At 61.9% G+C, this 25132-nt stretch carries 24 protein-coding genes and 1 pseudogene; 20 read left to right on the top strand and 5 right to left on the bottom strand.

Annotation, left to right across the window (positions count from 1 at the left end):
• The first annotated feature begins 219 nt into the window (after positions 1-219).
• The 12 genes from IYY11_RS11700 (at position 220) to IYY11_RS11750 (ending at position 12075) form a co-directional block, all read left to right on the top strand.
• Positions 220-522 (top strand): DNA -binding domain-containing protein, encoded by a 303-nt coding sequence (locus tag IYY11_RS11700; RefSeq protein ID WP_312029723.1) that lies wholly within the window; start codon positions 220-222, stop codon positions 520-522.
• A 245-nt stretch (positions 523-767) separates the two neighbouring features.
• Positions 768-983: a transcriptional regulator domain-containing protein gene (locus tag IYY11_RS23835; protein WP_409455247.1), complete on the top strand. Its 216-nt coding sequence runs from the start codon at positions 768-770 to the stop codon at positions 981-983.
• Positions 984-1107: 124 nt separating this feature from the next.
• Complete coding sequence (locus IYY11_RS11705) at positions 1108-1509, top strand: DUF2285 domain-containing protein (protein WP_312029724.1); 402 nt, start codon at positions 1108-1110, stop codon at positions 1507-1509.
• 156 nt (positions 1510-1665) lie between these two features.
• Positions 1666-1950, top strand: coding sequence for a helix-turn-helix transcriptional regulator (locus tag IYY11_RS11710; protein ID WP_014891325.1), 285 nt, complete (start codon positions 1666-1668; stop codon positions 1948-1950).
• A gap of 13 nt (positions 1951-1963) precedes the next feature.
• The gene (locus tag IYY11_RS11715; RefSeq protein ID WP_196404012.1) at positions 1964-2887 is read left to right on the top strand and encodes a replication initiator protein A; all 924 of its coding nucleotides are present in this window, start codon (positions 1964-1966) and stop codon (positions 2885-2887) included.
• A 316-nt stretch (positions 2888-3203) separates the two neighbouring features.
• Positions 3204-3674 carry a DUF2840 domain-containing protein gene (locus tag IYY11_RS11720; RefSeq protein WP_196404013.1) on the top strand — a complete coding sequence of 157 codons (471 nt, stop codon included), beginning with the start codon at positions 3204-3206 and terminating at the stop codon, positions 3672-3674.
• Positions 3671-4174, top strand: coding sequence for a S26 family signal peptidase (locus IYY11_RS11725; RefSeq protein ID WP_196404014.1), 504 nt, complete (start codon positions 3671-3673; stop codon positions 4172-4174). The genes IYY11_RS11720 and IYY11_RS11725 overlap by 4 nt, the downstream gene beginning before the upstream one ends.
• Positions 4175-4272: 98 nt before the next feature.
• Entirely contained in the window at positions 4273-5022 is a 750-nt protein-coding gene (locus tag IYY11_RS11730) for a lytic transglycosylase domain-containing protein (protein ID WP_312029727.1), read from the top strand.
• Between the two features lie 243 nt (positions 5023-5265).
• Positions 5266-7005, top strand: coding sequence for a VirD2 family relaxase/mobilization nuclease (locus IYY11_RS11735; protein WP_196404016.1), 1740 nt, complete (start codon positions 5266-5268; stop codon positions 7003-7005).
• Between the two features lie 254 nt (positions 7006-7259).
• On the top strand, positions 7260-9017 hold the full coding sequence (locus IYY11_RS11740) for an SIR2 family protein (protein WP_196404017.1): 1758 nt from the start codon (positions 7260-7262) through the stop codon (positions 9015-9017).
• Positions 9014-9640 carry a hypothetical protein gene (locus IYY11_RS11745; RefSeq protein ID WP_196404018.1) on the top strand — a complete coding sequence of 209 codons (627 nt, stop codon included), beginning with the start codon at positions 9014-9016 and terminating at the stop codon, positions 9638-9640. Before IYY11_RS11740 ends, IYY11_RS11745 begins: the two co-directional genes overlap by 4 nt.
• A gap of 2 nt (positions 9641-9642) precedes the next feature.
• A complete protein-coding gene (locus IYY11_RS11750) occupies positions 9643-12075 on the top strand; it encodes an AAA family ATPase (protein WP_196404019.1) in 2433 nt (810 codons plus the stop codon).
• A 222-nt stretch (positions 12076-12297) separates the two neighbouring features.
• Here the strand turns inward: IYY11_RS11750 and IYY11_RS11755 are convergent, their stop codons facing one another.
• Both IYY11_RS11755 and IYY11_RS11760 read right to left on the bottom strand, forming a co-directional pair.
• A complete protein-coding gene (locus IYY11_RS11755) occupies positions 12298-12990 on the bottom strand; it encodes an RES family NAD+ phosphorylase (RefSeq protein ID WP_196404020.1) in 693 nt (230 codons plus the stop codon).
• The gene (locus IYY11_RS11760) at positions 12991-13437 is read right to left on the bottom strand and encodes an antitoxin Xre-like helix-turn-helix domain-containing protein (RefSeq protein ID WP_246719878.1); all 447 of its coding nucleotides are present in this window, start codon (positions 13435-13437) and stop codon (positions 12991-12993) included. It lies immediately after the preceding gene.
• A gap of 206 nt (positions 13438-13643) precedes the next feature.
• Between IYY11_RS11760 and IYY11_RS11765 the strand changes: the two genes are divergently transcribed.
• From IYY11_RS11765 to IYY11_RS11775, 3 genes are all read left to right on the top strand, one after another.
• Complete coding sequence (locus IYY11_RS11765; protein WP_196404021.1) at positions 13644-15662, top strand: conjugal transfer protein TraG; 2019 nt, start codon at positions 13644-13646, stop codon at positions 15660-15662.
• A gap of 7 nt (positions 15663-15669) precedes the next feature.
• On the top strand, positions 15670-16113 hold the full coding sequence (locus IYY11_RS11770; RefSeq protein ID WP_196404022.1) for a ribbon-helix-helix domain-containing protein: 444 nt from the start codon (positions 15670-15672) through the stop codon (positions 16111-16113).
• 218 nt (positions 16114-16331) lie between these two features.
• Entirely contained in the window at positions 16332-17042 is a 711-nt protein-coding gene (locus IYY11_RS11775) for a hypothetical protein (RefSeq protein WP_196404023.1), read from the top strand.
• Positions 17043-17060: 18 nt separating this feature from the next.
• Here IYY11_RS11775 and IYY11_RS11780 read toward each other — a convergent pair whose 3' ends face one another.
• From IYY11_RS11780 to IYY11_RS11790, 3 genes are all read right to left on the bottom strand, one after another.
• Positions 17061-17591, bottom strand: a complete 531-nt coding sequence (locus tag IYY11_RS11780) for a hypothetical protein (RefSeq protein WP_196404024.1) — start codon at positions 17589-17591, stop codon at positions 17061-17063.
• Between the two features lie 142 nt (positions 17592-17733).
• Complete coding sequence (locus IYY11_RS11785; RefSeq protein WP_196404025.1) at positions 17734-18330, bottom strand: 7-cyano-7-deazaguanine synthase; 597 nt, start codon at positions 18328-18330, stop codon at positions 17734-17736.
• Positions 18327-19517 (bottom strand): PfkB family carbohydrate kinase, encoded by a 1191-nt coding sequence (locus IYY11_RS11790; protein ID WP_196404026.1) that lies wholly within the window; start codon positions 19515-19517, stop codon positions 18327-18329. The genes IYY11_RS11785 and IYY11_RS11790 overlap by 4 nt, the downstream gene beginning before the upstream one ends.
• 838 nt (positions 19518-20355) lie before the next feature.
• Between IYY11_RS11790 and trbB the strand changes: the two are divergent.
• The 5 genes and pseudogenes from trbB to trbJ all read left to right on the top strand — a co-directional run bounded on the left by trbB (position 20356) and on the right by trbJ (position 25127).
• Positions 20356-21342: pseudogene (gene trbB / locus IYY11_RS11795) on the top strand (P-type conjugative transfer ATPase TrbB).
• Complete coding sequence (locus IYY11_RS11800) at positions 21335-21658, top strand: TrbC/VirB2 family protein (protein WP_196404027.1); 324 nt, start codon at positions 21335-21337, stop codon at positions 21656-21658. The pseudogene trbB and the gene IYY11_RS11800 overlap by 8 nt, the downstream one beginning before the upstream one ends.
• Entirely contained in the window at positions 21658-21942 is a 285-nt protein-coding gene (locus IYY11_RS11805; protein WP_196404028.1) for a VirB3 family type IV secretion system protein, read from the top strand. Before IYY11_RS11800 ends, IYY11_RS11805 begins: the two co-directional genes overlap by 1 nt.
• Positions 21943-21954: 12 nt before the next feature.
• Complete coding sequence (trbE, locus tag IYY11_RS11810; protein ID WP_196404029.1) at positions 21955-24390, top strand: conjugal transfer protein TrbE; 2436 nt, start codon at positions 21955-21957, stop codon at positions 24388-24390.
• Positions 24387-25127: a P-type conjugative transfer protein TrbJ gene (gene trbJ, locus IYY11_RS11815; protein ID WP_196404030.1), complete on the top strand. Its 741-nt coding sequence runs from the start codon at positions 24387-24389 to the stop codon at positions 25125-25127. The genes trbE and trbJ overlap by 4 nt, the downstream gene beginning before the upstream one ends.
• Positions 25128-25132: the final 5 nt, after the last annotated feature.

The following is a 25132-nucleotide window of genomic DNA, read 5'->3' on the forward strand; positions in this document are numbered from 1 at the left end:
TACCACGGAGTATTCTCTACAAACTATCGGCGACAGGACCGAAATCTTATGTTCTCGGCGGCGAGTCGCTTCGATTCATTTTTCCGTCGGCGTCAAGAACATGGCTCGGCGACGAGCGAGCACAGCCGGACGGATTTCGGACGCCGAATTCGGCAGTGCGTCGACGCATTCAGGCCGCATTTGTTAACTTACGGCAAACTTTCTGCATAGAATGTCAACGTGGCGGCGAGTCGTTTGAGGAATGCTAAATCCGTGGACCCTGCAAATTCCCATCCGATTGCCGACGCCGCTCCTTCCGACGAGCATGTCACCGACTACGACCGTGTTCATTTCAAAGTTTACTTGAGGATGCTCGACGCAGCCAAGGAAGGGGCGGCATGGGAGGAAGTCTCAAGCATTCTGCTCGGCATCGACCCGCTTCGCGAACCCGTCCGAGCCAAACACGCTTATGAAACGCATCTTGCTCGCGCGCGATGGCTGGCGAACGAGGGATATAAGGATTTACTGGCAGGTCCCGCCTGACAGGTTTCAGCCGAAGCGCTCCTTTGGGGCCAGGAGCGCTTCAAGGCGCGCACCGCTGCTTGTCCCCACACTCAGCGCCACGGCGTGACCGATGGCAATCTTCGAAATTTCTCTCTGCGTCAATGTGCGGCAATTGGGCGCCTGAACCCGGCATGACGTTATGCCTGCCAAAAAATCCAGGGCCGCGGGTTATCGACAAGATTTTCTCGATACTGAAGCTCGGCCACTCTTTCGCGAGAAAATCCATGATCGATGCGGATTGGCGCTCTCCGGGCGCATATGACTATTTGGACAATTTGAACTGGCCCTCCATCGCTTGGGAATGCTTACGGCGCGACAAAGAATATCACGCCGACTACGCCAACTCTCGATTTCGAGCCGCTATGGACGCCGGCGTCGCCGGCGCCCAGCGGCGCTGGGGGTTGCGATTTCGCGGTAGACCCTACGCTCGGCGCGAATGAAGCCGATATTTTCTGGCTTCCCGAAGCGCGCGCGAGCGCCGTCATTCTTGTGCCAAGTCCAACAAATGCCGGCGAGTTGAGATTCTCGCCGTCGGATTGGCCAGACCTGCATACGCGGCTGCGCGTGAATGACGGCGAACACCTCATCGTCGGAACAGGCCGCAACCAATATCAACTGTGGCTACCCGATCCGCCGCGCGAGGGAGAACCGCTCGCGGCCGTCGTTCCGCAGGACAAGACGGCGCTGCATCGCGCCGAGGCGGCGATGCATTTCTGGCGCTTCACGAGGGGCCATGCGAAACCGGCTGCAGCCTTGCGTGACGTCCGCCTCGTCAACACGCTCCGTGCGCTCGACGGCCATTTGAGCGGCGCGTCCTACCGCGTCATCGCCGAATGCCTGTTCGGATCGGCGCGAGTCGACGCCGAGCCGTGGAAATCCTCGTCCGTTCGCGACGCGACAATTCGACTCGTGCGCAATGGCGTGGCGCTGATGCGCGGCGGCTATCGCAAATTCCTGCGCAAATAGCCGTCGGCTTCAATTGCGGCGCCGCTTCGCGCATTCGGGGGTGGCGAAATTCGCCTCCCAATCTTCGCCATCCCCCCTGCCGGAATTTCTTCGCCAAAGTGATCGACGACAGCCGCCGATGTTCGGTGGCGCGCCTCGACTCGCCAAGGCTCGCCGATGTCCGCCGCCATGACCGATCTGCCGCCACGCTTTCTGCGCACGCCCGAAGCCGCGCGTTTTCTGGGGCTATCCGGCCGAACTCTGGAAAAGCACCGCACTTACGGCACGGGGCCGCTCTACTCGAAACTTGGCGGCCGCGTCGTCTATCGACTTGAGGATTTGCAGGCCTGGGCGGCGCGCGGCGCCAAAGCGTCGACCTCCGATCCGGGGGTCGGAACGGTGCTGCCGGCGAGACGCCAAGCGCCGAACGGCGCCGCCGCCACGCTTCCCGATCGCCGTTGAACGGACATCGATCATGTCCACGACACGGCGCCCCAGCGGCGAACTCGTTAAGCTCAGCCCGTTTCGCTGCGTCCCGGCCGATATCGCGCCGCGCGACGTGCAGGACCTCATGGCCTATCCGTTCTTCAGCCTCGCCAAATCACCACGCGTCACCCCGATCGACTTCCGCATGGGAGAGCTGAGCATTCGCGTCGACGCGACGCCCGAATATGGCATGGCGACGATCTGGGACGCCGATATTTTGATCTGGGCCGCCTCTCAGATCATCGCGGCGCGCAACGCCGGTCGCGACACGTCGCGCCTGATGCTGGCGACCCCGCGCGAAATCCTCACCTTCATCGAACGCGGAACATCGGCCCGGGATTACGATCGATTTCGAGCCGCGCTCGATCGCCTGCAGTCCACCACCATCGAAACATCGATCCGCCAGCCGACGGAACGTTGGACGCGCCGCTTTTCCTGGATCAACGAGTGGAAGGAGCGAGCCGATGCGAACGGCCGCCCTCTCGGCGTCGAACTCGTTCTGACCGATTGGTTCTATCGCGCCGTGCTCGACAAGAACCTCGTGTTGTCGATCGACCGGGCGTATTTCGCGCTGACCGGCGGCCTCGAGCGCTGGCTCTATCGCATCGTGCGCAAGCACGGCGGGCGTCAGAAGGGCGGCTGGTCGTTCGAACTCGATCATCTTCACCTCAAATCCGCGAGCCTGTCGCCGTTCAAGCGCTTTGCATTCGAACTGCGCGACATCGTTCGACGCCAGCCGCTGCCCGGCTATGCGTTGATGATCGAGCGCAATTCACGCGGACGCGAGTGTTTGGTGTTCAAGCCGGCGGAGTGTGGCGCGCAGATAGATATGCGCCTTGCGCCCACCATGAAGTCGCGCAGTCCAAAATCCGTTCGCCGCAAGCCTGTGAATAACCCTGTGGATAAGCGGTGAAAACGCGCGTGCTATCAGGAACTCGCGCCACGTGCCATCAGGAACCTTTGGCGCGTGCTATCGGGAACCAGAATCGCACACAACTCTCTCTATTAGAGCGCGAAACAGCGCGCCTAACTTATTCTAACAGTGAATCTAACTTTTTTGTTTTGGCTGTCGATAAGGCGAAGGCCAAACGTTCCTGCCTCATGAAGCGAAGCCGGAAAGAGGAAGTTTCCCTTCGCTCTTCGGCCATGGATACCGTTGCAACGGCGCCGTTCTTCGCGAGCGAGCGCGGCTCCCGACAAATCAAAACTCGCCACAACGGAGACGCGTCATGAGCGCTCCGACCGAAGTCGAACTCTTCTACATGAAGGGCAAAATCGAACGATGGATTCGCTTCGGCAAGCCGATCGCCGAGCGCACGCTCGATCGACGGCGGCGCATCGCGACTTTCGAAGCGGGCGCAATTTTCGCGTTCATGCGCTGGGCCTCGAACGGCCACGGGACCCTTGTTTCGCGCGTCGACATTTTACGCGCCTGCAACGCCGGCGAGGTCTGTTCGACGGTCCCTGGCGTCAGACCGGGCGCAGAAATTTTGCTGCGCGCCGTCGGCTGGGACAAGGTTCAACGGGTCTTGAGAGCGATCGACGTCGTCGAGGCGCTCGGCTTTGCGCCGCAGGAAATCTGTCCCGATCACTGGCGCCACATTCACAACCGATTGGCCGCCGGATTGTCGCCTCGCCCCTATTCGCGCGAGCGCCATCGCGCATGGCTGCTGCGCTCAACGATCGAAGTTCAATCATGAAAATTCTCACAGTCATGCTCCTTTCCTGCGGCGCGCTCGCACTTACGTCCTTCGTTCCCCGCGAGCCGCTCGTCGTCTGGAACGCGTCGGCCAGTGTCCCTGTCGGGCTCTATGCTGTGCGGCCGATCGGCAATCTGACCGTCACCGATCTTGTCGTCGCCCGTCCTCCAGAATCGCTCGCCGATTGGCTCGCGGAACGCAGCTATCTCCCCAAGGGTGCGCCGCTCCTCAAACGGGTGGTGGGATTGCCGGGACAAAAAATTTGCCGCGACGGACTCTCCGTCACCGTCGACGGCGTTATCGTGGCCGAGGCGCGCGAGCGGGATCACGCCGGTCGGCCGCTGCCCGTCTGGCACGGATGCTTTGTTCTCCTTCCCGGCGAAGTCTTTCTCCTCAACTGGGACGAGCCGGCGTCGCTCGACGGACGCTATTTCGGCGCGTTCCCGATCCAAGCGATCATCGGACGCGCCGCGCCTCTCTGGACGAGGGAGGACGATTGATGATGGCTCCCCCGATCGCCTTTTTGTCGCGCGACGCGCATCACGCCTGTCGTAAGTCCGCAAGTCGCGCAGCAGCGATTGGCGCACTCCTTTGCGCTATGGCCGCATCGCCGGCCCAATCCCAAGCGGTCGGCGTTCGCGCGGCGTCGAGCACTCGATCGTCGACAAATGTCGTCGCAAACGCCATCCAGGAAGCGTCTCGACGATTCCACGTCCCGGCGAATTGGATAGGTGCCGTCATGCGCGCCGAAAGCGATGGCGACGACAAATCCGTCTCGGAAAAAGGCGCGATCGGCCTGATGCAGGTCATGCCGAAGACATACGCTGAGCTACAGACCAAACTCGGTCTTGGTCCCGATCCCTTCGATCCGCGCGACAACATTTTGGCCGGTGCGGCCTATCTCGCCGAGATGATCGAACACTATGGCGAGACGGGATTTCTCGCCGCCTATAACGCCGGTCCGCGGCGCTATGAAGAGCTTCTCCGACGTGGCCGGCCCTTGCCGGTAGAGACTACGGATTATGTCGCGCGACTGGCGCCCGAGTTGGGCTTCGCCGACAATCCGGCCGCACGAATTCCCGCGCTGTTCGACGCGCTCCGCTCGCCGGTGTTCATCACTTTGACGACGCTGAAATTCGCGCGAGAAGCGACCGCGGACGGCGGCGTCAACAGCACTTCGAGGAGCCAAAAGGCCGCTCCTCATCCACTTTTTCAGGCGCAGCGGAACGGCGAGTTTCTTGCACGCGATTCGCACTCGGACGCTGCTACGAAGGCGCTGTTGGGCGCCGTTTCTCCGCGCACGGCCTACCTTTTTGTCGCTCGCCCAGTCTCGGAATCAGCCCGATGACCGCTGGGTCACTCTATCGCAAGATAGCGAAGTCTCTCGCGCCTTTGCGCGAGGGGACCGCCGCGGGAGCGATAGCGAGCGAAGGATGGCAAGATAAAAGAGACAGCCTGCGGCTCTCTCGGGCGGTCGTTTTGGCGTTGCTCGTCAACATGTTCGCATAGGCTGCGTATTCGAGGAGAAGCCTGTCCGTTTTGACAAGCCGTTGTACAGACTCATCAAATTTCACCTCGGCGGATTTCTGCCATGTCTCATGACGACGAAATCAACATTCGTCCTGGCCGCATCCGATCGAAGACGCCGATAAAGGGGAAGAGCTTTGTTGCGCGGGTTCTCGCGGCGACGCAGAAGTCCGGCGGACTGCATCGCTCTGGCGCGCGCGGAAGCAGTCGCGGTGCCTTTGGACGCGGCCGCGCCGCGAGCCTCGGCGCGCTGCGCGGTCTGAACGCAAAATCCCGCCATGTCGTTGTAAAGGCGCGGGTCGCCCGGCACAGCCAGAAATCGGCGCCGCTTTCCGCTCACCTGTCCTATCTTCGCCGCGACGGCGTCACGCGCGATGGCGCGCCGGGCAGAATGTTCGACGCGGCCGGCGACGAAGCGGATGCGCGCGTTTTCGCCGAACGCTGCCAGGGTGACCGTCATCATTTTCGATTCATTGTCTCCCCAGATGACGCCGCCGAGCTCTCCGACCTTCGCGCCTTCACGCGCGATCTCATGGCAGAAATGTCGCGCGATCTCGGCTCCACGATCGATTGGGTGGCGGTCGATCATTGGAACACCGAGCATCCACACATCCATGTCCTGGTTCGCGGACGAACCGACGACGGCGGGGATCTGGTGATCAATCGCGACTATATCAGCCGCGGCTTCCGCGCCCGCGCCGAGCAGCTCGTCACGCTGGAGCTTGGTCCTCGCAGCGAGCAGGAAATCCGCCGCGCTCTGGACAGGCAGGTCGACGCCGATTGCTGGACGTCGCTCGATCAAGCCCTTGCGCGCGAGGGTGCCTGCCATGACGGGTTGATCGACCTGCGACCTGTTGGCAACCGGGCTCAGGATGCCGAGCGAACGGTGCTTGTCGCCCGCGCCCGCAAGCTAGAGAGACTCGGCCTCGCGGCGCCGACCGGCCCAGGACAATGGGTCATGGCCGAGAACGCGGAGACTACGTTGCGCGCGCTCGGCGAGCGCGGTGACATAATCAAGCGCATCCATCGCGGTTTGAGCGAACGTGTTCTCGATCGCGCCACGGCAGAATTCGTGCTCGACGCCGAGACTCGCGGCGATCCGATCATCGGCCGGTTTCTGTCTCGCGGCCTCGACGACGAGCTGAAGGGTTCTGCCTTCGCGATCATCGACGGCGTGGACGGCCGCACCCACCATGTCCGGCTCAAAGATCTCGACGCGACCAGCGACGCCGCTCTAGGCGCCATCGTCGAGGCAAGGCGCATTGCGTCGCGCGATGGTGAATCGTCGCGCCTCGACCTCGCCGTGCGCTCCGATCTCGCGCTCGCTGATCAAGTTCACGCGCCGGGCGCGACATGGCTCGATCGGCGCCTGCTCGACAGGGAGCCGATGCCACTTTCCGAGAACGGTTTCGGCCGCGACGTGCGCGACGCGCTGGAGGCTCGCACAGAGCATCTTGTCTCAGAAGGACTCGCAAACCGACAAGGTCAGCGCATCGTCTTCGCCCGCGACTTGCTCGATACGCTGCGAAGCCGGGAACTCGATGCAGCCGGTGGGCGCATCGCTGCCGAAACCGGCCTCCCGCGCCACGCCGTCGCTGAGGGAGAAACCGTCGCCGGCGTCTATCGCAGTCGCCTCACGCTCGCCTCCGGTCGCTTCGCTATGATTGACGACGGGCTCGGCTTCCAGCTCGTGCCCTGGGCGCCGTCGCTGGAGAAGGAAATCGGCAAGCAGGTTTCTGGCGTCATGTCGCCGGGCGGCGGAGTGGATTGGAGCTTTGGGCGCAAACGTGGAATCGGGCGATAGGTGTCTTTTCTGTCAATGAGCGGCTTTCGCGAATGGGACCGTGTGAACTTCCGCTTGTGATCCAAGGCTGGTCCTTTGGAAGGTCTGCTTTTCGGCAGGTTGCAGGCTAGCTTAGGCCAATTTTTTCTTTTTCTATCGGAGCATATCATCTGTCGTGGATGAGCTTAATTAACCTGTAGCTAGACAAGCTGGCGCGGTGGAATAGTGTCGTTGCCGGAAGGGCGCCTGACGGTGCCGTGAGCGGGGAAAGAGTCATGGCGCCGGCACCCACAGCCAATGAGATTACAGTGCGAGAGGTGCTTGCGAAATTGGAAGCCGAGTTCGCCCCTGTTGCCGATGCGGTCGAGAATGGCGAGTTTGCTCTTTGGGTCGGCTCGGGAATTTCAAGGCAGGCACCCAATCTCGGCAACCTCATCGAACGGGCCGTCGACTATATCCGCGAGCGAGCAATCGATCCCATTACGGCAGCTGCCTATATGCCAGCACTCAAGGAAGCGCTCGTGCTTGCAGAGGTCGAACCGGAAAGTGTCGAGGCACAATATGGACAGCCTTTCGCGGTCTGGCCAGAGCACGACGCGATCATCGACCGCCTGTGGACCAAATACTCCCGCGTCCTCGACATCCGTATCGCCGGAACGGCCGCAGATTTCATTCTGTGGGATGCGATCGACATCAGGCAGGCCTTCGAACATGCCGAGCCGCCCGCCGCGGAGCATCTATGTATTGCGATCCTCATACTCGAAGGCGCGATACAGTCCGTTGCGTCGGCAAATTGGGATGGCTTCATCGAAGCGGCCGTTGAGCGGCTGAGCAACGGCGTGCCGGCCGTCCTGCAGGTCGTTGTCGATCCCGATCAGCTACGGGGACCCGCCGGTAGGGCGCGGTTGCTGAAGTTCCATGGGTGCATCGTGCATGCCACGCGCGAACCGCTAGTCTTTCGGCGATTCCTGACCGGAAGCTACACTCAGATCATGGACTGGCCGGAGAAGGCTGAGTTCGCAGCGATGCGCAATGCGGTCGTCGGGCTTGCGACGGCTCAGAAGACGCTCGTGCTTGGGCTGTCGATCCAAGACAACAATCTCCAGACGCTCTTCGCGCGCGCCAAGGCAACGCATGCCTGGCCGTGGCCCTGCACGCCGGCTGCCCCGGCGCATATCTTCTGCGAGGACAATATCCGGCAAGGTCAGCGCGATGTGTTACGCCTCTCCTATGGCGATGCATACAATGACAATCCCGCCGCCATTCATGACGCCACGCTGCTGCGCGCCTGGGGGGAGAAGGTGCTGATCGCGCTCGTCCTGAAGCTTCTTGCGGACAAACTCACCCGGTTGATGGAGCTTGGTCTCACTGCCGTTGGGAAACGACCGATCGCCGACGCGCTCGAACCCTTGCTGAAGGCATTGAGGGACGACATATCGGATCTCGCGGTCCCCACTCTCGGGGCGCAGAACCGGGCCGACTTCGTGAACCAGGCCATCGCGTTATGGTCGCGGATGCTTTCGGTGTTCCGAAGCGGCAGCCTGCCCGGAAATCCGGCTGCCTATGAGACGTTGAGCAACTCGACGCCCCACCTCATTGCGGCCGACCAGAACGCCCAAGCCATGTGCCTCGGACGCCTTGGGGTCGCTTTGTCGCTCCTCCAATTTGGACGCACAGCCGGTCTCTGGGAGCTGCGTCAACCGATCGCGAACGCCGTGACGTCAGGGGCGATAACCGCTCGCGCATCGCGTCCGGACGGGGTGGATCGCCCGCTCTTCATCGTCAAGTCCGCCACGGACGCGATCGCCCTCAAAAGCAACGGGGCCTTCGCCAATGACAATGCGATCGTCGTCCATGCTGACGACACTTGGCATCAGATGGCGGGAGGCGGCGCTAGCGCTCGGCGCGTGCGCGCCGCGCCGGGGCGGACCGGACATGTCGGCGAGACGCATGTCAGTCTTGGCGACTTGCTTTCGCGTTGCAGCGATGCCGCGACGCTTCAAAAGGAATTTGTCACGGAGATGATGCTTTGAGTTCGCCCCTCGTACATGCGATCCAGGACCGCCTCCGCGGTGCCGGCTACAGCGACCTCCCGACGCCTTTCAAGGTGGCGGGCGTCGAGTTCGCGTTCACCGGGGCGATGCATGGTCGCGACGGGCGGGCGCTGGATCTCGTTCTCCTGGTCGACACCACAACGGGAGACTTTGGCGATCGCGACGGCGGGCGCGTCCGACAACGGGTGGAAGCGTTGAGCCGCGCTCTAGACGTCACCGGCTCACGCTATCTCGTGACGGTGATCCTCGCAGGCGCAGTGCTGGCGGAAGGCGTCGAAGCGCTGTCCGAGACCTGCCGCGTGTTGCTGGTCGAAAGCATCGCGCTCGATGACCAAGACAAGCCGGCGGACGAGACGGCGGAACGCCAGCTCGACGATCGTATCCGCGTGCTAATGCCGCTCAGGCTTCCCGTTCCGATCGCAGATGCTCAGGACGGCAGCGGGTCGGCCATTGAACAGCTCGTTCACGCCCTTCCCGCTGGCACGAACAAGTCCCTTGTCAATGCGGTGATTGCCGCATCAAGTGCCGGAGAGCTGGCGGTGACGGATGCTGCGGCGCTGGTGATCAATGGTGCGTTTCAGTCCGAACCGGGAGGTGAGTAGTCGTGAGCGACCTCATCCTCAAGAGCCTCGACATCAAGAACTTCCGCAGCATCCGCGGCCAAGTCTATGCGCCACTCGACGCCAAGGTAGTAATTGTCCATGGCGAGAATGGCGCGGGAAAGACGAGCTTGCTGTCTGCCATCGAGCTGGCACTTACCGGTCGTGTTCAGTCGTTGGAACGCGCTGACCCAGGCTATGAGAAGCAATTGCTGCACCGCTCGGCGACCGAGGGGAGCATTTTGCTGAAGGCCTTCGCCGGGACATCGGAACAACGCTTTGAGGCGGTGCTGAATGCAGTCGGTGCGCAGTCGATCGCCGCGCTGGACGAACACCGCGCCACCTTCTTCCGGGAACGGGCATTCTTACCGCAATCTCTGCTCGGCCAGCTACTCCAGATCTATCAGGATGCAGGGCACGATGCGGCATCCCCCCTCGCACAGTTTGTGGGCAACCTCTTGGGGCTTGATCAGCTGGACGCCCTTGAAGCTGGACTGAAGCCCCTCGCGGATGTGCGCAACGTCCGCAAGAATGTGGACGGCTGGCTGGCGGCCGAAAATGAGAAGTCGCGCGTCGACTTGCGGCTCTCTGACCAGCGCAAGACGCGCGACGCCTTGAATGAGCAGGTTCGGAGCGCTCTCAGCGAACTCGCGATGCTTTGCACTGCGCTCGCGCCGTCCGTCGGGGTGCGGGAGGAGACGCTGGATGAAGTCGCGGCAGCACTTTCGGAGAGCAGTGACTCTGAAGCCTTCGCACGGCTGACGGACCAGCAGCGGAGGTTGGCCTCGATCCGGCGTGAAATCGACGCGGCGCGAAGCGCGGCGGTTTCCAATGCCGGCCTCGCGCCGGCCGGCTCGGACGAACCCAGCAGGGTGTTTGCGCTCTGGGAAGCGGAATATGGAGAGCGCGTCAGCGCGCTCCGCAGCCGTGTTGAAGGCCTGCTGCCCGATGTCTCGCTGCCGAGTGATCTTGAGCAGTTCGCGGAAGCAGCTCTGACGCGGCTCCGCACCGAGCAGAAGCAGTTTTCCGACCGCGCGTCACAGGCGCGGGCCGATATCGCGCGTCACGCGGTGGCGCAGGATGAGCGCGATGTGGCGCAGCGCCAGCGTGGCACGATCGATCAAGAAGTCGCCCGCTTGTCTAGCACTGCGGGCAGTCTCGGGTCGGCATTGGCGGAGCTGACATCGTTCATCACCGACGAAATTTGCCCAGTCTGCGATCGAGATTTCACTGAAGTGAGCAAAGTCCCGCTCCACGAACATGTCCATGGTAAGGTGCGGACCTTGTCTGCATCAGCGGAGCGGTTGCTGATCCTCGGACGCACCCGGAGCGAAGTGCAGGTCACTCTCGAGCGGCTGGACCGCGAGATCGAGTCGATCGCCGCGCGCAGACTCGAAGAGGAAGCGCTGGCCGAACTCGACCGATCGCTGGCCTCCATCGAGGCATTGATCAACGAGCTCGAGGCCGTGATCGAGGCGCTTCGCGAAGGCGGGCGATTGCGCGCGGCTGACGTCGCTGCGCGGCGTGCAGTAAGCGAAGCCCAGTCACGTCATGTGTCGCTTGCCGCCGCGCGCGACACTTTGAGCGAATTTGCGCTTTCAATCGGAGCGCCTGCACTCGAGGAGGGCGAGTCCTTCGATGCAGCCGCGCCGCGGCTGTATGCGCTTCTGGCGGCCCAGGCGACCCGCTTCGAGGAGCGGCTTTCCATGCGGCGTAAGGGCACCGACCATATCGCTACGATCCGCGCGGCAGTCACGCGTCGACAGGAAGCCGACGCACGGATTTCGGCAGACTTTGCGTCCTGGCAGCGCGCCGAGCAGGCCCTCGAGCGCGCGCAGGCTTTGCGCGATCAGGGCAACGCGATCCGGAGCGCCGTCGACAGGGTTCGCTCTGCCATCATTCGCCGGGAGTTTAACGACCGCCTCAATTGCCTGTGGCGCGATCTTTTCGTGCGCTTGGCGCCGGGTGAGCCGTTTGTGCCCGCATTTCGGATCCCGGAATCGTCTACACAGAGGCTCCAGCCCAAGCTTATCACGGAGCATCGGGACGGTGGCGACGCTGGCGGAACGCCGGGCGCCATGCTGAGCGCCGGCAATCTCAATACCGCGGCACTGACCTTGTTCATCGCGCTGCATCTCTCGGTGCCCAAGGAACTACCTTGGTTGATCCTCGATGATCCGGTGCAGTCGATGGACGACGTTCATATCGCCCATTTCGCGGCGCTGCTCAGGACGTTGTCTAAAGAACATAGCCGCCAGGTGATGATTGCGGTCCATGATCGCCAGCTGTTCGAGTATCTCAGACTTGAGCTTAGCCCAGCCTTTCCGCAGGACAGCCTGCTAACCCTTGAGCTGTCGCGCGGCCCACGCAGGGACAGCGTTTGCATCTCGAAGCGGTTCTCGTTCAAGGAAGAGACGGCCCTACTTTTCGCCGCTTAAGACGCATGACGTTGGGTAACAAAGCCAGCGAAGGTCGTATCAAGGTTCACCGCAAGTTTTTGCCACCAGCGTCCACTCGTCGGCGTGGCCGAGTGACCGCAAATGAGGCGCAAACGGGAAATTCAGTCCGACCCGCTGCACGCCAGTTGTGGAGCGCGTTTCAGCCTTAGACGATTCCTGGACTGTGCCATTTTTCAAATTCTCACGGCGTCGTGACGCCGATCAGCTCAGCCTTGTCATCGCCGGCGTCGGCGCGCCTTGCCATTCGAGCCGCCAGATGCCGCCTTGCCGCAGGTTCTGAACCAGATCAGGCCGGAAGGCGACGAGGCACACGCCGCCCGCAAGGCGAACCGACGGGTAGACCACGCCGTTGCTCGCCGCCTCGGTCCGCAGACGCCGGGCGAGCGCTTGGCCAGCCGGATAGGCGGCTCCGGGGTCTTCGTGAAGGGCGGGCTCACTTTCGGGGTCGGCGCCGCGAAGATCGTGAAACGGCCCGAAGAAATCGGCGAGCAACTCGGCGTAGTCGGTGACGTTGTCGAACCGACCAATCGCTTCGAGCTCGCGCGTCAAATGGTAGGACACTTCGCCAAGCGACGCTTCGACCTCGAAGGCGCAATACCATGCCCCGCGATCCTCGCCGTTGAAGCGATTGCCGCCAGGTCGCGTGTGCGTGAAGGCGGCGTTGATGAAGGTGTAGCCGGGGCGACCGAAGACGAGCTCACGCGGATCGAGACCTGGAAGGCCCGTCTCCTGCGCCTGCAATCGGCCGTTCGTCACGCTCTCCAAGCCGGCGAGGTCTTCGAGCGCGCCGAAATTGGCGGCGAGCGGCGAAAGGACCGGCGGCTTGAGGCGACCCGTCGAAATCAACCTCACCGTATCGCGCTGGGCAAGTTCGACCGTCGGCGGCGGCGGCACTTACAGACCGCCGCGCAACGCGTCGATGTAACGACGAACCTCCAACATTTTGGGAATGCCGCCCTCGATCATCGCGTCGAGCGGCCGACGGCCGCCGTAGAGCGGACCCTTGTTCGGCAGTCGCACCCATTCGTCGGAGAGCGGCTCCGAGAACAGCAACCGCAGACCCTTGAAGACGCCAATGAGCGCGCTGACCCTGGTCAGCGTGTCCTGCGACAGCGCTCCCGGCCATTCGCCCTTCTTCATGCGAAACCATGTCCGCTCGGATACGCCGCCGAGCAGCGCACAGATTTCCGCGCTAGTCAGCCGCCAGATTTCCGAGAGGCGCACAATGCCGTCGACGGCGGCAGGCGTCAGACGCTCACGCGTCGCCGCATCCGCAAGATTAGGCGGCGTCGGGGGAAGCCCGCCATCCATGGCTGGGCCGGCGGCGCTTGCAAAGCTCATGACGGCCTCACAGGTTTCTTGTCACATGACAGACTATATACTGCCAATTGGCAGGCTATTCAAGGGGCATCCGGGCCGCCAACCCTGTGGGCATCGCCAGGGCGGGTACCAACGCACCCGGTCTTTGCACGCTATGGCGCGACAGCTTTCGACCACCTCGCAATTCCTCTTGCGCGCCAGGGCGCTGGTCTCCGAGGTTGGCGCTCATGTCCGCCACCCGCATCCTCTGGGGTCAGATCCTCGTTGTCTTCGCGATCGTGCTCGCGACCACATGGGGCGCGACACAATGGACGGCGTGGCGGCTGGCGCTTCAACCAGAATTGGGTCCGGTGTGGTTCCGCCTCGCTTCGTGGCCGATGTATCCGCCGCCTGCATTCTTCTGGTGGTGGTATCATTTTGACGCCTACGCGCCGACCATTTTTGTCGAAGGGGCCGTCATCGCCGCGTCAGGTGGGTTCGCCTCGATCGCCGTCGCCATCGGCATGTCGGTGCATCGAGCGCGCGAAGCTAAGAATGTCGTCACCTATGGTTCGGCGCGTTGGGCGAAGCCGGAGGAGGTGCGCGCCGCGAACTTGCTCGGCCCAGATGGCGTCGTACTTGGGCGCTTCGATGACGACTATTTGCGTCATGACGGACCGGAGCACGTCTTGTGCTTCGCGCCGACCCGATCCGGCAAGGGCGTAGGCCTTGTCGTCCCGACCCTGCTCACGTGGCCGGGATCGGCGATCGTTCACGACATCAAGGGCGAGAACTGGAATTTGACGGCCGGCTGGCGCGCGCGCTTCGGGCGCGTCCTGCTGTTCGATCCGACCAATGAGAATTCATGCCCCTACAATCCGTTGCTGGAGGTGCGGCGTGGGGCAGCCGAGGTGCGCGATGTTCAAAACGTCGCCGATATTCTCGTCGATCCCGAAGGTGCGTTGGAAAGGCGAAATCACTGGGAGAAAACCAGCCACTCGCTGCTCGTCGGCGCCATTTTGCATGTCCTCTATGCGGAAGCCGACAAGACGCTCGCCGGCGTCGCAAATTTCCTGTCCGACCCGAAGCGACCGATCGAGACGACGCTGCGCGCCATGATGACGACAGCACATCTGGGCGAGGCCGGACCGCATCCCGTGGTCGCCTCGACCGCCCGCGAGCTCTTGAACAAGTCCGAAAACGAGCGCTCCGGCGTGCTCTCCACCGCCATGTCGTTCCTCGGCCTCTATCGCGATCCCGTCGTGGCGCAGGTCACGCGACGCTGCGACTGGCGGATCGACGATCTCGTATCGGCCAAGAGAGCAGCGACGCTCTACCTCGTCGTACCGCCCTCGGATATTTCTCGCACCAAGCCGCTGGTGCGTTTAGTACTGAACCAAATCGGCCGCCGCCTGACCGAGGAGCTGGATGCAAAAACACCGCGCCATCGCGTCCTCTTGATGCTCGACGAATTCCCGGCGCTCGGGCGACTAGATTTTTTCGAGTCGGCCCTCGCCTTCATGGCCGGTTATGGGTTGAGAAGTTTTCTCATCGCGCAATCACTCAATCAAATTGAGAAGGCCTATGGGCCGAACAATGCGATCCTCGACAATTGTCATGTGCGCGTTTCATTCGCCACCAATGACGAACGCACAGCCAAGCGCGTGTCCGACGCGCTGGGAACCGCGACGGAAATTCGCGACGCGCGCAACTATGCGGGCCATCGGCTGTCGCCGTGGCTCGGCCATCTCATGGTGTCGCGCCAAGAAACGGCGCGACCGCTGCTCACGCCGGGCGAAGTGATGCAACTTCCACCTTCGGACGAACTGGTGCTCGTCTCCGGGCTTGCGCCGATTCGAGCGAATAAGGCGCGCTATTTCGACGACCGACGACTGGCCGGCCGAATCCTGCCACCGCCGGATATCGATCGAGCAGAACGGAACAGATTGAAGGACGAAGTATCACCGCCTGATCTGAAAGACGATTGGAGCAGTCTGGCCCTACCCAACAAGGCGACGGCAGATCCGGGACAATTCGTCACGAAACGATCGGACGATAAGGGTTCGGCTAATGGCGGAATTCGTCGCGAACCCGAGATTCCGGAACACGAGGCCATCGCCCCCGAGACGGCGACTTCCACTCAGTCGCTGGACGATGCGCCGCTCGAAGAACCCGACGACGAGGAGGCCCTCCGCGCCCGCGCGTTCCGCAGCCGCACCGTCGCGCGCCAAGCTTCGATGGATCCCGACGACGGAATAGCCCTGTGAGCCGCCCATGCCGGTAAAGCAACGCCTCTCCGTCTATCTCGACGCCGAGATGATGGCGCGGCTCGAAAAGCTCGCCGCCAAGGAGCACACCGCCAAATCGGCGATAGGGGAAGCGGCGATCATTTCATTCTTGACTGCCGACGACGCCGATCGCTGGGAGGCTGCGGTCACACGCCGGATCGATCGGCTAACGCGTTCGGTCGACCGCATGGAACGCGACCTCGAATTCTCGGTCGAGGCGCTGGCGCTATATATCCGCGCCTGGCTAACCGCGACACCGCCACTGCCAGATGGTGCACAAGCCGCAGCAAAGGCCAAAGGGCGCGAGCGTTATGAGAGTTTTATAGAAGTATTAGGGCGCCGACTAGCCAACGGCGAGCGAGTCCAACGTGAGGTCTCCAAAGACCTTCCTGTAACCGATGAAAATACCGGTGCATTTGGCCCTTATTGAGCGCGGCGACTACTCACACCAATCACGTCAAGTTGCTTGTCATCCCGCAGGCACCTCTGAACGGCAATATTTCATCCAGCAGCGCAGCAGGTCTGAGGAAGGCAACCAAATGTTAACGATGCAAGCACGAAACTGCGGATGGTTGATCGTAACCGCAAGTGCTGCTTTCGACCCGTATTGCGTTGGTCCATCGAATCCCGATCAGGCGCAAACATAATATGCCTCTCCATAAAATGCCGTGGTCTGAGATCGTTCCCGGTGTTCCTCTTGGGCGCACGGACGAAGTTTTCAGTCCCGCATTCTGGCGCGAGATGGCCCGCGCTGCAGAGCGCGGAGATTTCGGCGATATCCGGCTCGGGGAGGATCTCGCAGAAGAAATTGCCGCTTGCTTATTGGGCGGCTATGGAATGCCAGCCGAAATGGGGCTTGCAGCCTTCGACAGGCTCAAAGAGCGCGAACTTCTATATCCAGGCGTGCCCATCGACATACTCGAAGCGGCCCTGTCGGCACCGTTCGGTGGACGACTGAAGGGACGGAGATATCGTTTCCCGCACCAGAAGGCGAGGTTTCTCTCCGCCTCACTGGAACGACTACCGAGATTGCAGGAACATGCCTGCGATCTCGCTTTCCGGGACGAGCTTGCCACTTTGCCGGGCATCGGCCTAAAGACCGCTTCGTGGATCGTGCGAAACCGTCGCCATTCAAATCACGTCGCGGTTCTCGACGTCCATATAATTCGTGCCGGACGCTACATTGGGCTTTTCGCACCGACAATGAATCCGACGCGTCACTATAAAGCGATGGAGACACGCTTCATCGCTCTCGCACGGGCGCTTAGCGTGCGGGCAGCTGATCTTGATTCAGCCATGTGGCAGGTGATGCGGTCAATCGGGCACCTAATGCCGGGTTCATTATACAAAGTGAATTAGGCTTGCAGGTCGGACCTGTCAGACCTCGGCCCCTGCATACCGCCCAATTTGTAGAAGGCCGCAAGCCAGTAGCCGATCTGCGCGAACGTTAAGCGATTCGACGATCTCAACACCGTGAAGTCCCAACGGACAGCATGCGAAGCCGAATGCGAAAGCCGACATCGCAATTACCTGCAACAAGGCACCGCTGTCGCGCCAAATTAGGCTCTCGCCTTCTTCATACGCTGCAATATACTTCGCGTGGTCGGCAATCAGACCGACGATTGTTCCGTTCGCTTCTGGTAGGCAGGCACATGCCTGACCAAACAAATTGATGATTCTCTCCGGTCGCGCGACATTTAGCGCCTCCAGCTGATCGCCGGCACGGTCGTAACGGAAGAGTCGAGCGTGCATTGCGTAAGGGGCAATGACAAGGTGAATGCCATGCAACCCACCTCCCGAAATCGCCGGCGCTTTGTGCCGATCGATACCCTTATAGATCCAGCCGCTCCGCAGTGCCGAAGAAAACCGCAGGACATCTAGCACTTGCCCAAGAGGCAGCGCTGTCATGCGTCGTTCGCTTCGGCGATACGCCATCACTTCGGAAAAACGTGCTGAGGGAGTCGGCGGCAGCGAACGGAGCGCGACGGTGCGTCGAACAGGCCAATCAATCGGCTGCCAAGGCGCCGGTTCGCGTCGCGGATGAGGCTCCTTAGTAAGGGTCATGTCCGAGCGCTTGCATCGTGCTATAGTGTTTTAGGCAGCCTCTGCAATTGCCGCAGGCTTCATTCGCCCGGTGGCAAGAGTGCGCCCAAGCGAGCACTTCGAACGGAATGCTGGATTGCTGGATCAACTCTTCCGCGGTCAGCGCAATCGCGGGCGCTTCCACCATGAGCCCACCTTCTTGGACCGCGAACAAGCTGTTCATAGCCGAAATGAACGCCTCTGTGCCATCACCATGCTGCCGGTCAGTGGAAAGGCATCCAATCAGAAGCCGCTCGACGCCTAACGAAACCGCCTTCATGGCCGCCACCGTCAATAGCATCTGGTTACGAAATGGCCACCATTCCGGAACCGGCGCCATAACTAATGGCGTGCGCCCTGCCATGTCGCCTGAGCCAAGCGCCGCGAGGTCGCAACGGACGATATGATGTTCGATTTCAAGCGCAGCGGCAACCGCGCCTGCCGCGCGTATCTCTGCTAAAGCGGGCTGATGTCCGTAGTCGATCGTGATCGCAATATCTGGCCGCTTCCACCAAGCGATCGCCACAGAGTCCATTCCGCCCGAAAGAAGCAGGGCGGTCTTCATGATCGCTGCGCCACCTGCAACAGCAACGATGCAAAATCAGCACTTACGATACAGCCAGACCCAACTATCATCTTGAGATCTTCTTCAGGCACAGACTGGGCCAACCCGAAGACTGGCTTACCGAGCGCGCGCGCATAGCCGATTTCAAAAATGGTCCCGCTGTCAATGCCGTCGATGATTGCAAACATTGCATCGCATTCGTGAATGGCGGAGATATCTTTTGGCGCGATATCCTTCGCGCTACCGCGCCCAACTTCGTAAACAGGGGAGAACACTTTTACATCAAGCGCGAGCAATACACGGCGAACCTCGTCAACGAGCCAGCGCTGCCCAATCGAAAAAAATGGCCCCGCCAGATACACTTTGCCGGTTGCTCTCCTGATTTCACTGCGGCTCCGTTGATCCAGTTCGACCGGAAGGATTGAGCTCTCGATGTAGTTTGCCGTCACCTTGGAGGCGACTAATGCCGCGTCGACAGGGGCAAGACCGTCATACATCCAGCCCTTGGCGAATACCGCCACGAAAACATCTCCCGAGCCGATCGTCTGGGCGACATCGACCGCGAATGCGGGAACCCGTGCGACGCCATCCGCGGAGGCAACAATGGCGCCATCGAGTCCGCACTTTATGACCACAACGTCGGCATGTTCAGAAGTCAGCAGCCTTTCAGCAGCCACCGTCAAATCCGCTGTTTTCGTGAGCGCCTTCGCCTCGCCAGAATTTGCGACCAGCGCCAACCTTCTTGCTCGACTGCCGTTGGCTCGAAACCCTACTGGCTGGTATGCTGATTGCGGGTCGTAGACGCACATTCCTGCGTCGACGACAGCGTCTCCTTCCAGCATACCGAAACGTATCACCATGTCGCCTTTAACGTGAATAGGCGCCATTTTCGGAACAGTAACCAGGTCGGGGGAAATTGTCGGCACTGCCAGACAATGGACATACTCAAAAACGGGATCGACTGGGCGCAAGTGCTTTTCGATTTGAAACTCAAATCCGCCAAGGATTAGATCGATGGTGTCTTGGAGGTCGGGCCCAATGTAGGTGTGTAGAATTCGCTCAATGCCAGTTCCCTGGAGCGCGGCGGCTGCGCGTCCCGCTGAACCAAAGACATTATCTGTCTCCGGCATCGGCCACTGACAGCGCTCACGATAGACGCCGCCTACGATATGAAGCGGCGCTTTCATACGTTAGACACTCTGACACGGACTGCTGCGGCCTTCACCGCAACGACCTCGGCTTTGTAACTCACGCCCGCTTCAAGACATGCGATGATCTGCGGGAGCTTCGCTCCCGTGATTGAACCAGCCGTAAGCCCTGACGCCGTCCGGACCACGACCCGCAACGGTGGGCCTCGTTCAAGACTGACGCTTAGAACATCGCCCGCCTTCAAATTACCGATCGTGGCCGGCACCGGCGAATTCAGTGTTGTCTCCTCCACTAAGACACACGGATCAACGCCGCTCCCAGCACCGCCGGTCCCGTCGCGGTCCTTGCGTGGAATGATCGGCGTTACCGGGTCCGGCCGCGAACTTCCACCACCACCACCACCAGACATGCTGTTTGCCTCCGAAAAGAGAAACACCAATATTCGGGTTAACTATACAAAGATCCAGGTCCTTCGATAGATACAAGCGCCAAAAATGACACCGCCAAGCAAGTGTTTCATGTTGTCGCTGCTTGCTCAACTGAGTAGCGCCGAACCCGCAGGGATCTGTCTTACTTTATCAAACTCGTGCCGATGATGCATGCCAAGCGAGTGTCGTCATAGACACCATGGGAGGGTCAAACGCTCGGACGACTCGCTTGGCGCTCCGAGGCGACGGCTAACGCCAGCCTATCGGCATGGAGAGTGGTTTACGTGGTTGTTTCGAGCTACTTCACCGACCATCCCTCTTCCCTGTCTTTGCACGCCAGAGCCCTACGCCCCTGACGGGCTTGTTGCGTTCGCTCGGCTTCGGCCTTTCTTAATCGACCCCGGTTTCGAGCCGCCGACGCGCGATTCGACGAGGACCGGGGACAGCAGTGGCGGCACACACTCAACACGCAGAAGCGTTCTCGCGTGGCGCGCGCACGTTGCGCACGGCGCTGGGAGCCCAGATCGCCGAATGGCTCGACGACGACAGCGTCGTCGAAATCATGCTCAATCCCGACGGGAGACTCTGGCTCGATCGGCTGACGAGCGGATTGGAAGATGCGGGCGCGCGCCTCTCGCCCGAAGACGGCGAGCGCATCATCCGGCTGGTCGCGCACCATGTCGGCGCCGAGGTTCACGCAGGCGCGCCGCGCGTCTAGGCGGAGCTGCCCGAGACAGGCGAGCGTTTCGAGGGATTGCTGCCGCCCGTCGTCGCGGCGCCGGCCTTCGCCATCCGCAAGCCGGCAGTCGCTGTTTTCGCACTTGATGATTACATCGCCGCCGGCGTCATGGGGCCGTGGCAGGCGGCGATCCTGCGCGCCGCTGTTGTCGAACGAAGCAATATTCTGGTCGCGGGCGGCACCTCGACCGGCAAGACGACGCTCGTCACCGCGTTGCTCGCGGAAGTCGCCAGGACGAATGATCGCGTTGTTCTGATCGAGGACACGCGCGAGCTGCAATGCGCCGCGCCGAACCTTTTGGCGCTGCGCACCAAGGAAGGCGTCGCGACCCTCTCCGAGCTTGTCCGCTCATCGCTGCGCCTGCGACCCGACCGCATTCCGATCGGCGAAGTGCGCGGCAGCGAAGCCCTCGATCTCCTTAAGGCGTGGGGAACCGGACATCCCGGCGGCGTCGGCACGATCCATGCCGGTTCCGCGCTCGGCGCGCTTCGCCGGCTCGAACAGCTCATCCAGGAAGCCGTCGTCACTGTGCCGCGCGCGATGATCGCCGAGACGATCCAGATCATCGCTGTGCTGGCGGGTCGCGGCAACAGCCGCCGGCTCATCGAACTCGCCGCTGTTCAGGGCCTGACCGACTCCGGCGACTACGCGCTCGCCGACCTTACGCATCTCAAATTCGGAGACGATCATGAATAGGATTTTTGTTCGCGAACGCTTTGGCGCCGCTGTTCTCATTATTGGCGTCGCCGTCCTCGCGACGCCAGCCTTCGCCGCCGGCTCCAACATGCCCTGGGAGCAGCCGCTCCAGCAGATCCTGCAATCGATCGAGGGCCCGGTCGCCAAGATCGTCGCGGTGATCATCATCATCACAACGGGCCTGACGCTCGCCTTCGGCGACACCTCGGGCGGATTTCGGCGGCTGGTGCAGATCGTCTTCGGTCTTTCCATCGCCTTCGCCGCATCGAGCTTCTTCCTCTCCTTCTTCTCCTTCGGCGGCGGAGCGCTGATCTGATGGAGAACGCATCCATTCAAAATGGCGGCTCGGTCGCGGGCTTTCGCGTTCCCGTCCACCGCGCACTGACCGAACCGATCCTGCTCGGCGGCGCGCCGCGCGCCGTCGCCATTCTCAACGGCACACTCGCCGCGGCGCTCGGACTCGGTCTGCGTCTCTGGATCGCCGGACTCGCCTTCTGGGTCGTGGCGCAATTTGCCGCCGTCTGGGCGGCAAAGCGCGATCCCGATTTCGTCGAGGTCGTGCGCCGGCATCTTCGCTACCCAGCGCATCTTGGCGTTTGAGGAGAGGCGTAGATGCTGAACCTCGCCGAATATCGCAGGAAGCCGCAAAGTCTCGCCGATTTCCTGCCCTGGGCGGCCTTGGTCGCGCCGGGCGTCGTCTTGAATAAGGACGGCTCGTTCCAGCGGACCGCGCGCTTTCGCGGACCAGACCTCGATAGCGCGACGCAAGCGGAACTCATCGGCGCGACGGCGCGCTTGAACAACGCGCTGCGACGCCTCGGCTCCGGCTGGGCGATCTTCGTCGAGGCGCAGCGCAATCCCGCGCTGCATTATCCGGCGAGTGTCTTTCCCGATCCCGTCTCGGCGCTGGTCGACGAAGAGCGCAAGGCGCAGTTCGAAGAGGAAGGCGCGCATTTCGAGAGCGGCTATTTTCTCACGCTTGTCTATCTGCCGGCCGAGGACGACGCGGCGGGCGCCGAGAGCTGGCTCTATGAAGGGCGCGCCTCTGGCGACTCGTCACGCGCGACGCTCGCCAGTTTTGTCGACCGCACCGATCGCCTGTTGCAGCTGATCGAAGGCTTCGCGCCGGAATCCAAATGGCTCTCCGACGCCGAGACCCTGACCTATCTTCATTCCTGCGTCTCGACCAAACGTCACAATGTGCGCGTTCCCGAGACGCCGATGCATCTCGACGCGATCCTCGTCGACGAGCCGCTGACCGGCGGGTTGGAGCCGCGGCTCGGAAGTGCGCATCTGCGCACCCTCACCATCATGGGCTTTCCCTCGGCGACCTATCCCGGCGTCCTCGACGAACTCAATCGGCTCGCCTTTCCCTATCGCTGGTCGACGCGGGCGCTCACCCTCGACAAAAGCGACGCCACGAAAGTTCTGACCCGCATCCGCCGGCAATGGTTCGCCAAGCGCAAATCGATTCTATCGATCCTCAAGGAAGTGATGACCAATGAAGCCCCGGTGCTGCTCGACACCGACGCCCATAACAAGGCGTTAGATGCCGACGCAGCCCTGCAGGATCTCGGCTCCGATCTGATCGGCGAAGCCTATGTGACGGCGACGCTGACCGTCTGGGACGATGATCCGCGCCTCGCCGACGAAAAGCTTCGTCTCGCCGAGAAGGTGATCCAGGGCCGCGACTTCACCTGCATGGGCGAGACTGTCAACGCCATCGAGGCATGGCTTGGCTCGCTTCCCGGACAAGTTTACGCCAATGTCCGCCAGCCGCCGGTCTCGACGCTGAACCTTGCCCATATGATTCCGCTCTCGGCGGTCTGGGCGGGTCCGCTGCAGGATGCGCATCTTCACGCGCCGCCGCTGTTCTTCGCACGCACGGAAGGATCGACGCCGTTTCGCTTCTCGCTCCATGTCGGCGATGTCGGCCATACGCTGATTGTCGGTCCGACCGGCGCTGGCAAGAGCGTGCTGCTGGCGCTGATGGCGCTACAGTTTCGCCGTTACGCAGATTCTCAAATTTTCATCTTCGATTTCGGCGGATCGGCGCGGGCCGCGACGCTCGCCATGGGCGGCGACTGGAACGATCTTGGCGGCGCGCTCAACGACGACGCCATCGATCCCGTCTCCCTGCAGCCGCTCGCGCGGATCGATGAGGTCGCGGAACGCGCCTGGGCGGCCGAATGGATCGCCGCAATCCTCGCCCGTGAAAATGTCAGCGTCACCCCGGAGGTCAGAGAACATCTCTGGACGGCGCTCGGCTCGCTTGCGTCGGCGCCGGCCCCTGAGCGCACGCTCACCGGCCTTTCGGTCCTGTTACAGTCGAACGCCCTCAAGCGCGCGCTAAAACCTTTCTGCCTTGGCGGACCGCATGGACGGCTTCTTGATGCAGAGGCCGAATTTCTTGGTTCCGCCGACATCCAGACTTTTGAAACCGAAGGCCTGATCGGCTCATCGGCAGCGCCCGCCGTTCTTGCCTACCTCTTTCATCGTATCGAAGGCCAACTCGATGGCTCGCCCAGCCTCATCATTATCGACGAAGGCTGGCTCGCCCTCGACGACAAGGGTTTTGCCGGCCAATTGCGCGAATGGCTAAAAACGCTGCGCAAGAAGAACGCCTCCGTCGTCTTCGCCACCCAGTCGCTCGCCGATATCGAAACGAGCCCGATTGCGCCGGCGATCGTCGAGAGCTGCCCAACGCGGCTGTTCCTGCTCAATGAACGCGCCTTCGAGCCGCAGATCGCCGCCATCTATCGCCGCTTTGGCTTGAACGACCGCCAGATCGAGATCGTCGCACGGGCGACGCCAAAGCGCGACTATTACTGCCAGTCGCGCCGCGGCAACCGGCTGTTCGAACTTGGCCTTGGTCCGCTGGCGCTGTCGCTCTGCGCGGCGTCCTCGAAGACCGATCAAAAACTCATCTCCGGGCTCGTCGCCGAATATGGCCGGGACGGCTTTGCGCGCGCCTGGCTCGTCAGTCGCGGCCTCGTCTGGGCCGCCGATCTTCTCTCCCAGCAGAACGAACTGGAGGCCGCGTCATGAATCGCAGTCGTTTCCCAATCTCGGTAAGCAGCCTTGCCCTCGTTCTGGCGCTGTCCTTGGCGCCGCTTGACGCGAGCGATGCGCAGATCGTGTTCGACCCCACCAATTACGCGCAGAACGTCATGACGGCGGCGAATACGCTGCAGCAGATCAACAATCAGATCACCAGCCTCCAGAACGAGGCGCGGATGATCGTGAATCAGGCGCGCAACCTCGCAAATCTTCCTTACTCGTCGCTGCAGACCATCCAGCAATCGATCGCGCAAACGCAGCAGCTTCTGCATCAGGCTCAGCGCATCGCTTATGACGTCCAGCAGATCGATCAGGCTTTCTCGACGCATTATGGCGCGGCGAACGTTTCGGTGAGCAGCGCATCGCTCATCGATGGCGCCCGGCAGCGCTGGCAGAACTCTCTTTCCGGATTCCAGGACGCGCTGCGCGTTCAGGCCGGCATCGTGCAGGGCATCGAGACTGCCCGCTCCGAAGCAAGCGCGCTGATCTCTTCCAGCCAATCGGCCGTCGGCGCACTGCAGGCCTCGCAGGCCGGCAATCAGCTCCTGGCGCTGCAAAGCAAGCAGCTCGCCGACGTCACGGCTCTGCTCGCGTCCCAAGGCCGCGCTCAGTCTCTGGAGATGGCCCGCAGCGCCGAAGCGCAGGAACAGGCGCGCGAACAGATGCGCCGCTTCATCGCGCCCGGACAGGGCTATCAGCCTGGCAATGTATCCATGTTCCGTTGATTGAG

Origin of the sequence: Methylocystis sp. H62 (genome assembly GCF_015709515.1) — a bacterium.
Taxonomy (GTDB): domain Bacteria; phylum Pseudomonadota; class Alphaproteobacteria; order Rhizobiales; family Beijerinckiaceae; genus Methylocystis.

What these genes read in the sequence shown, in the direction of transcription:
- IYY11_RS23835 (WP_409455247.1), top strand. Translation starts at nt 768, where the DNA reads ATGATCGATGCGGATTGGCGCTCTCCGGGCGCATATGACTATTTGGAC.
- IYY11_RS11710 (WP_014891325.1), top strand. Translation starts at nt 1,666, where the DNA reads ATGTCCGCCGCCATGACCGATCTGCCGCCACGCTTTCTGCGCACGCCC.
- IYY11_RS11715 (WP_196404012.1), top strand. Translation starts at nt 1,964, where the DNA reads ATGTCCACGACACGGCGCCCCAGCGGCGAACTCGTTAAGCTCAGCCCG.
- IYY11_RS11720 (WP_196404013.1), top strand. Translation starts at nt 3,204, where the DNA reads ATGAGCGCTCCGACCGAAGTCGAACTCTTCTACATGAAGGGCAAAATC.
- IYY11_RS11725 (WP_196404014.1), top strand. Translation starts at nt 3,671, where the DNA reads ATGAAAATTCTCACAGTCATGCTCCTTTCCTGCGGCGCGCTCGCACTT.
- IYY11_RS11730 (WP_312029727.1), top strand. Translation starts at nt 4,273, where the DNA reads ATGGCCGCATCGCCGGCCCAATCCCAAGCGGTCGGCGTTCGCGCGGCG.
- IYY11_RS11735 (WP_196404016.1), top strand. Translation starts at nt 5,266, where the DNA reads ATGTCTCATGACGACGAAATCAACATTCGTCCTGGCCGCATCCGATCG.
- IYY11_RS11740 (WP_196404017.1), top strand. Translation starts at nt 7,260, where the DNA reads ATGGCGCCGGCACCCACAGCCAATGAGATTACAGTGCGAGAGGTGCTT.
- IYY11_RS11760 (WP_246719878.1), bottom strand. Translation starts at nt 13,437, where the DNA reads ATGAGCTTTGCAAGCGCCGCCGGCCCAGCCATGGATGGCGGGCTTCCC.
- IYY11_RS11765 (WP_196404021.1), top strand. Translation starts at nt 13,644, where the DNA reads ATGTCCGCCACCCGCATCCTCTGGGGTCAGATCCTCGTTGTCTTCGCG.
- IYY11_RS11770 (WP_196404022.1), top strand. Translation starts at nt 15,670, where the DNA reads ATGCCGGTAAAGCAACGCCTCTCCGTCTATCTCGACGCCGAGATGATG.
- IYY11_RS11775 (WP_196404023.1), top strand. Translation starts at nt 16,332, where the DNA reads ATGCCTCTCCATAAAATGCCGTGGTCTGAGATCGTTCCCGGTGTTCCT.
- IYY11_RS11780 (WP_196404024.1), bottom strand. Translation starts at nt 17,591, where the DNA reads ATGACAGCGCTGCCTCTTGGGCAAGTGCTAGATGTCCTGCGGTTTTCT.
- IYY11_RS11785 (WP_196404025.1), bottom strand. Translation starts at nt 18,330, where the DNA reads ATGAAGACCGCCCTGCTTCTTTCGGGCGGAATGGACTCTGTGGCGATC.
- IYY11_RS11790 (WP_196404026.1), bottom strand. Translation starts at nt 19,517, where the DNA reads ATGAAAGCGCCGCTTCATATCGTAGGCGGCGTCTATCGTGAGCGCTGT.
- IYY11_RS11800 (WP_196404027.1), top strand. Translation starts at nt 21,335, where the DNA reads ATGAATAGGATTTTTGTTCGCGAACGCTTTGGCGCCGCTGTTCTCATT.
- IYY11_RS11805 (WP_196404028.1), top strand. Translation starts at nt 21,658, where the DNA reads ATGGAGAACGCATCCATTCAAAATGGCGGCTCGGTCGCGGGCTTTCGC.
- trbE (WP_196404029.1), top strand. Translation starts at nt 21,955, where the DNA reads ATGCTGAACCTCGCCGAATATCGCAGGAAGCCGCAAAGTCTCGCCGAT.
- trbJ (WP_196404030.1), top strand. Translation starts at nt 24,387, where the DNA reads ATGAATCGCAGTCGTTTCCCAATCTCGGTAAGCAGCCTTGCCCTCGTT.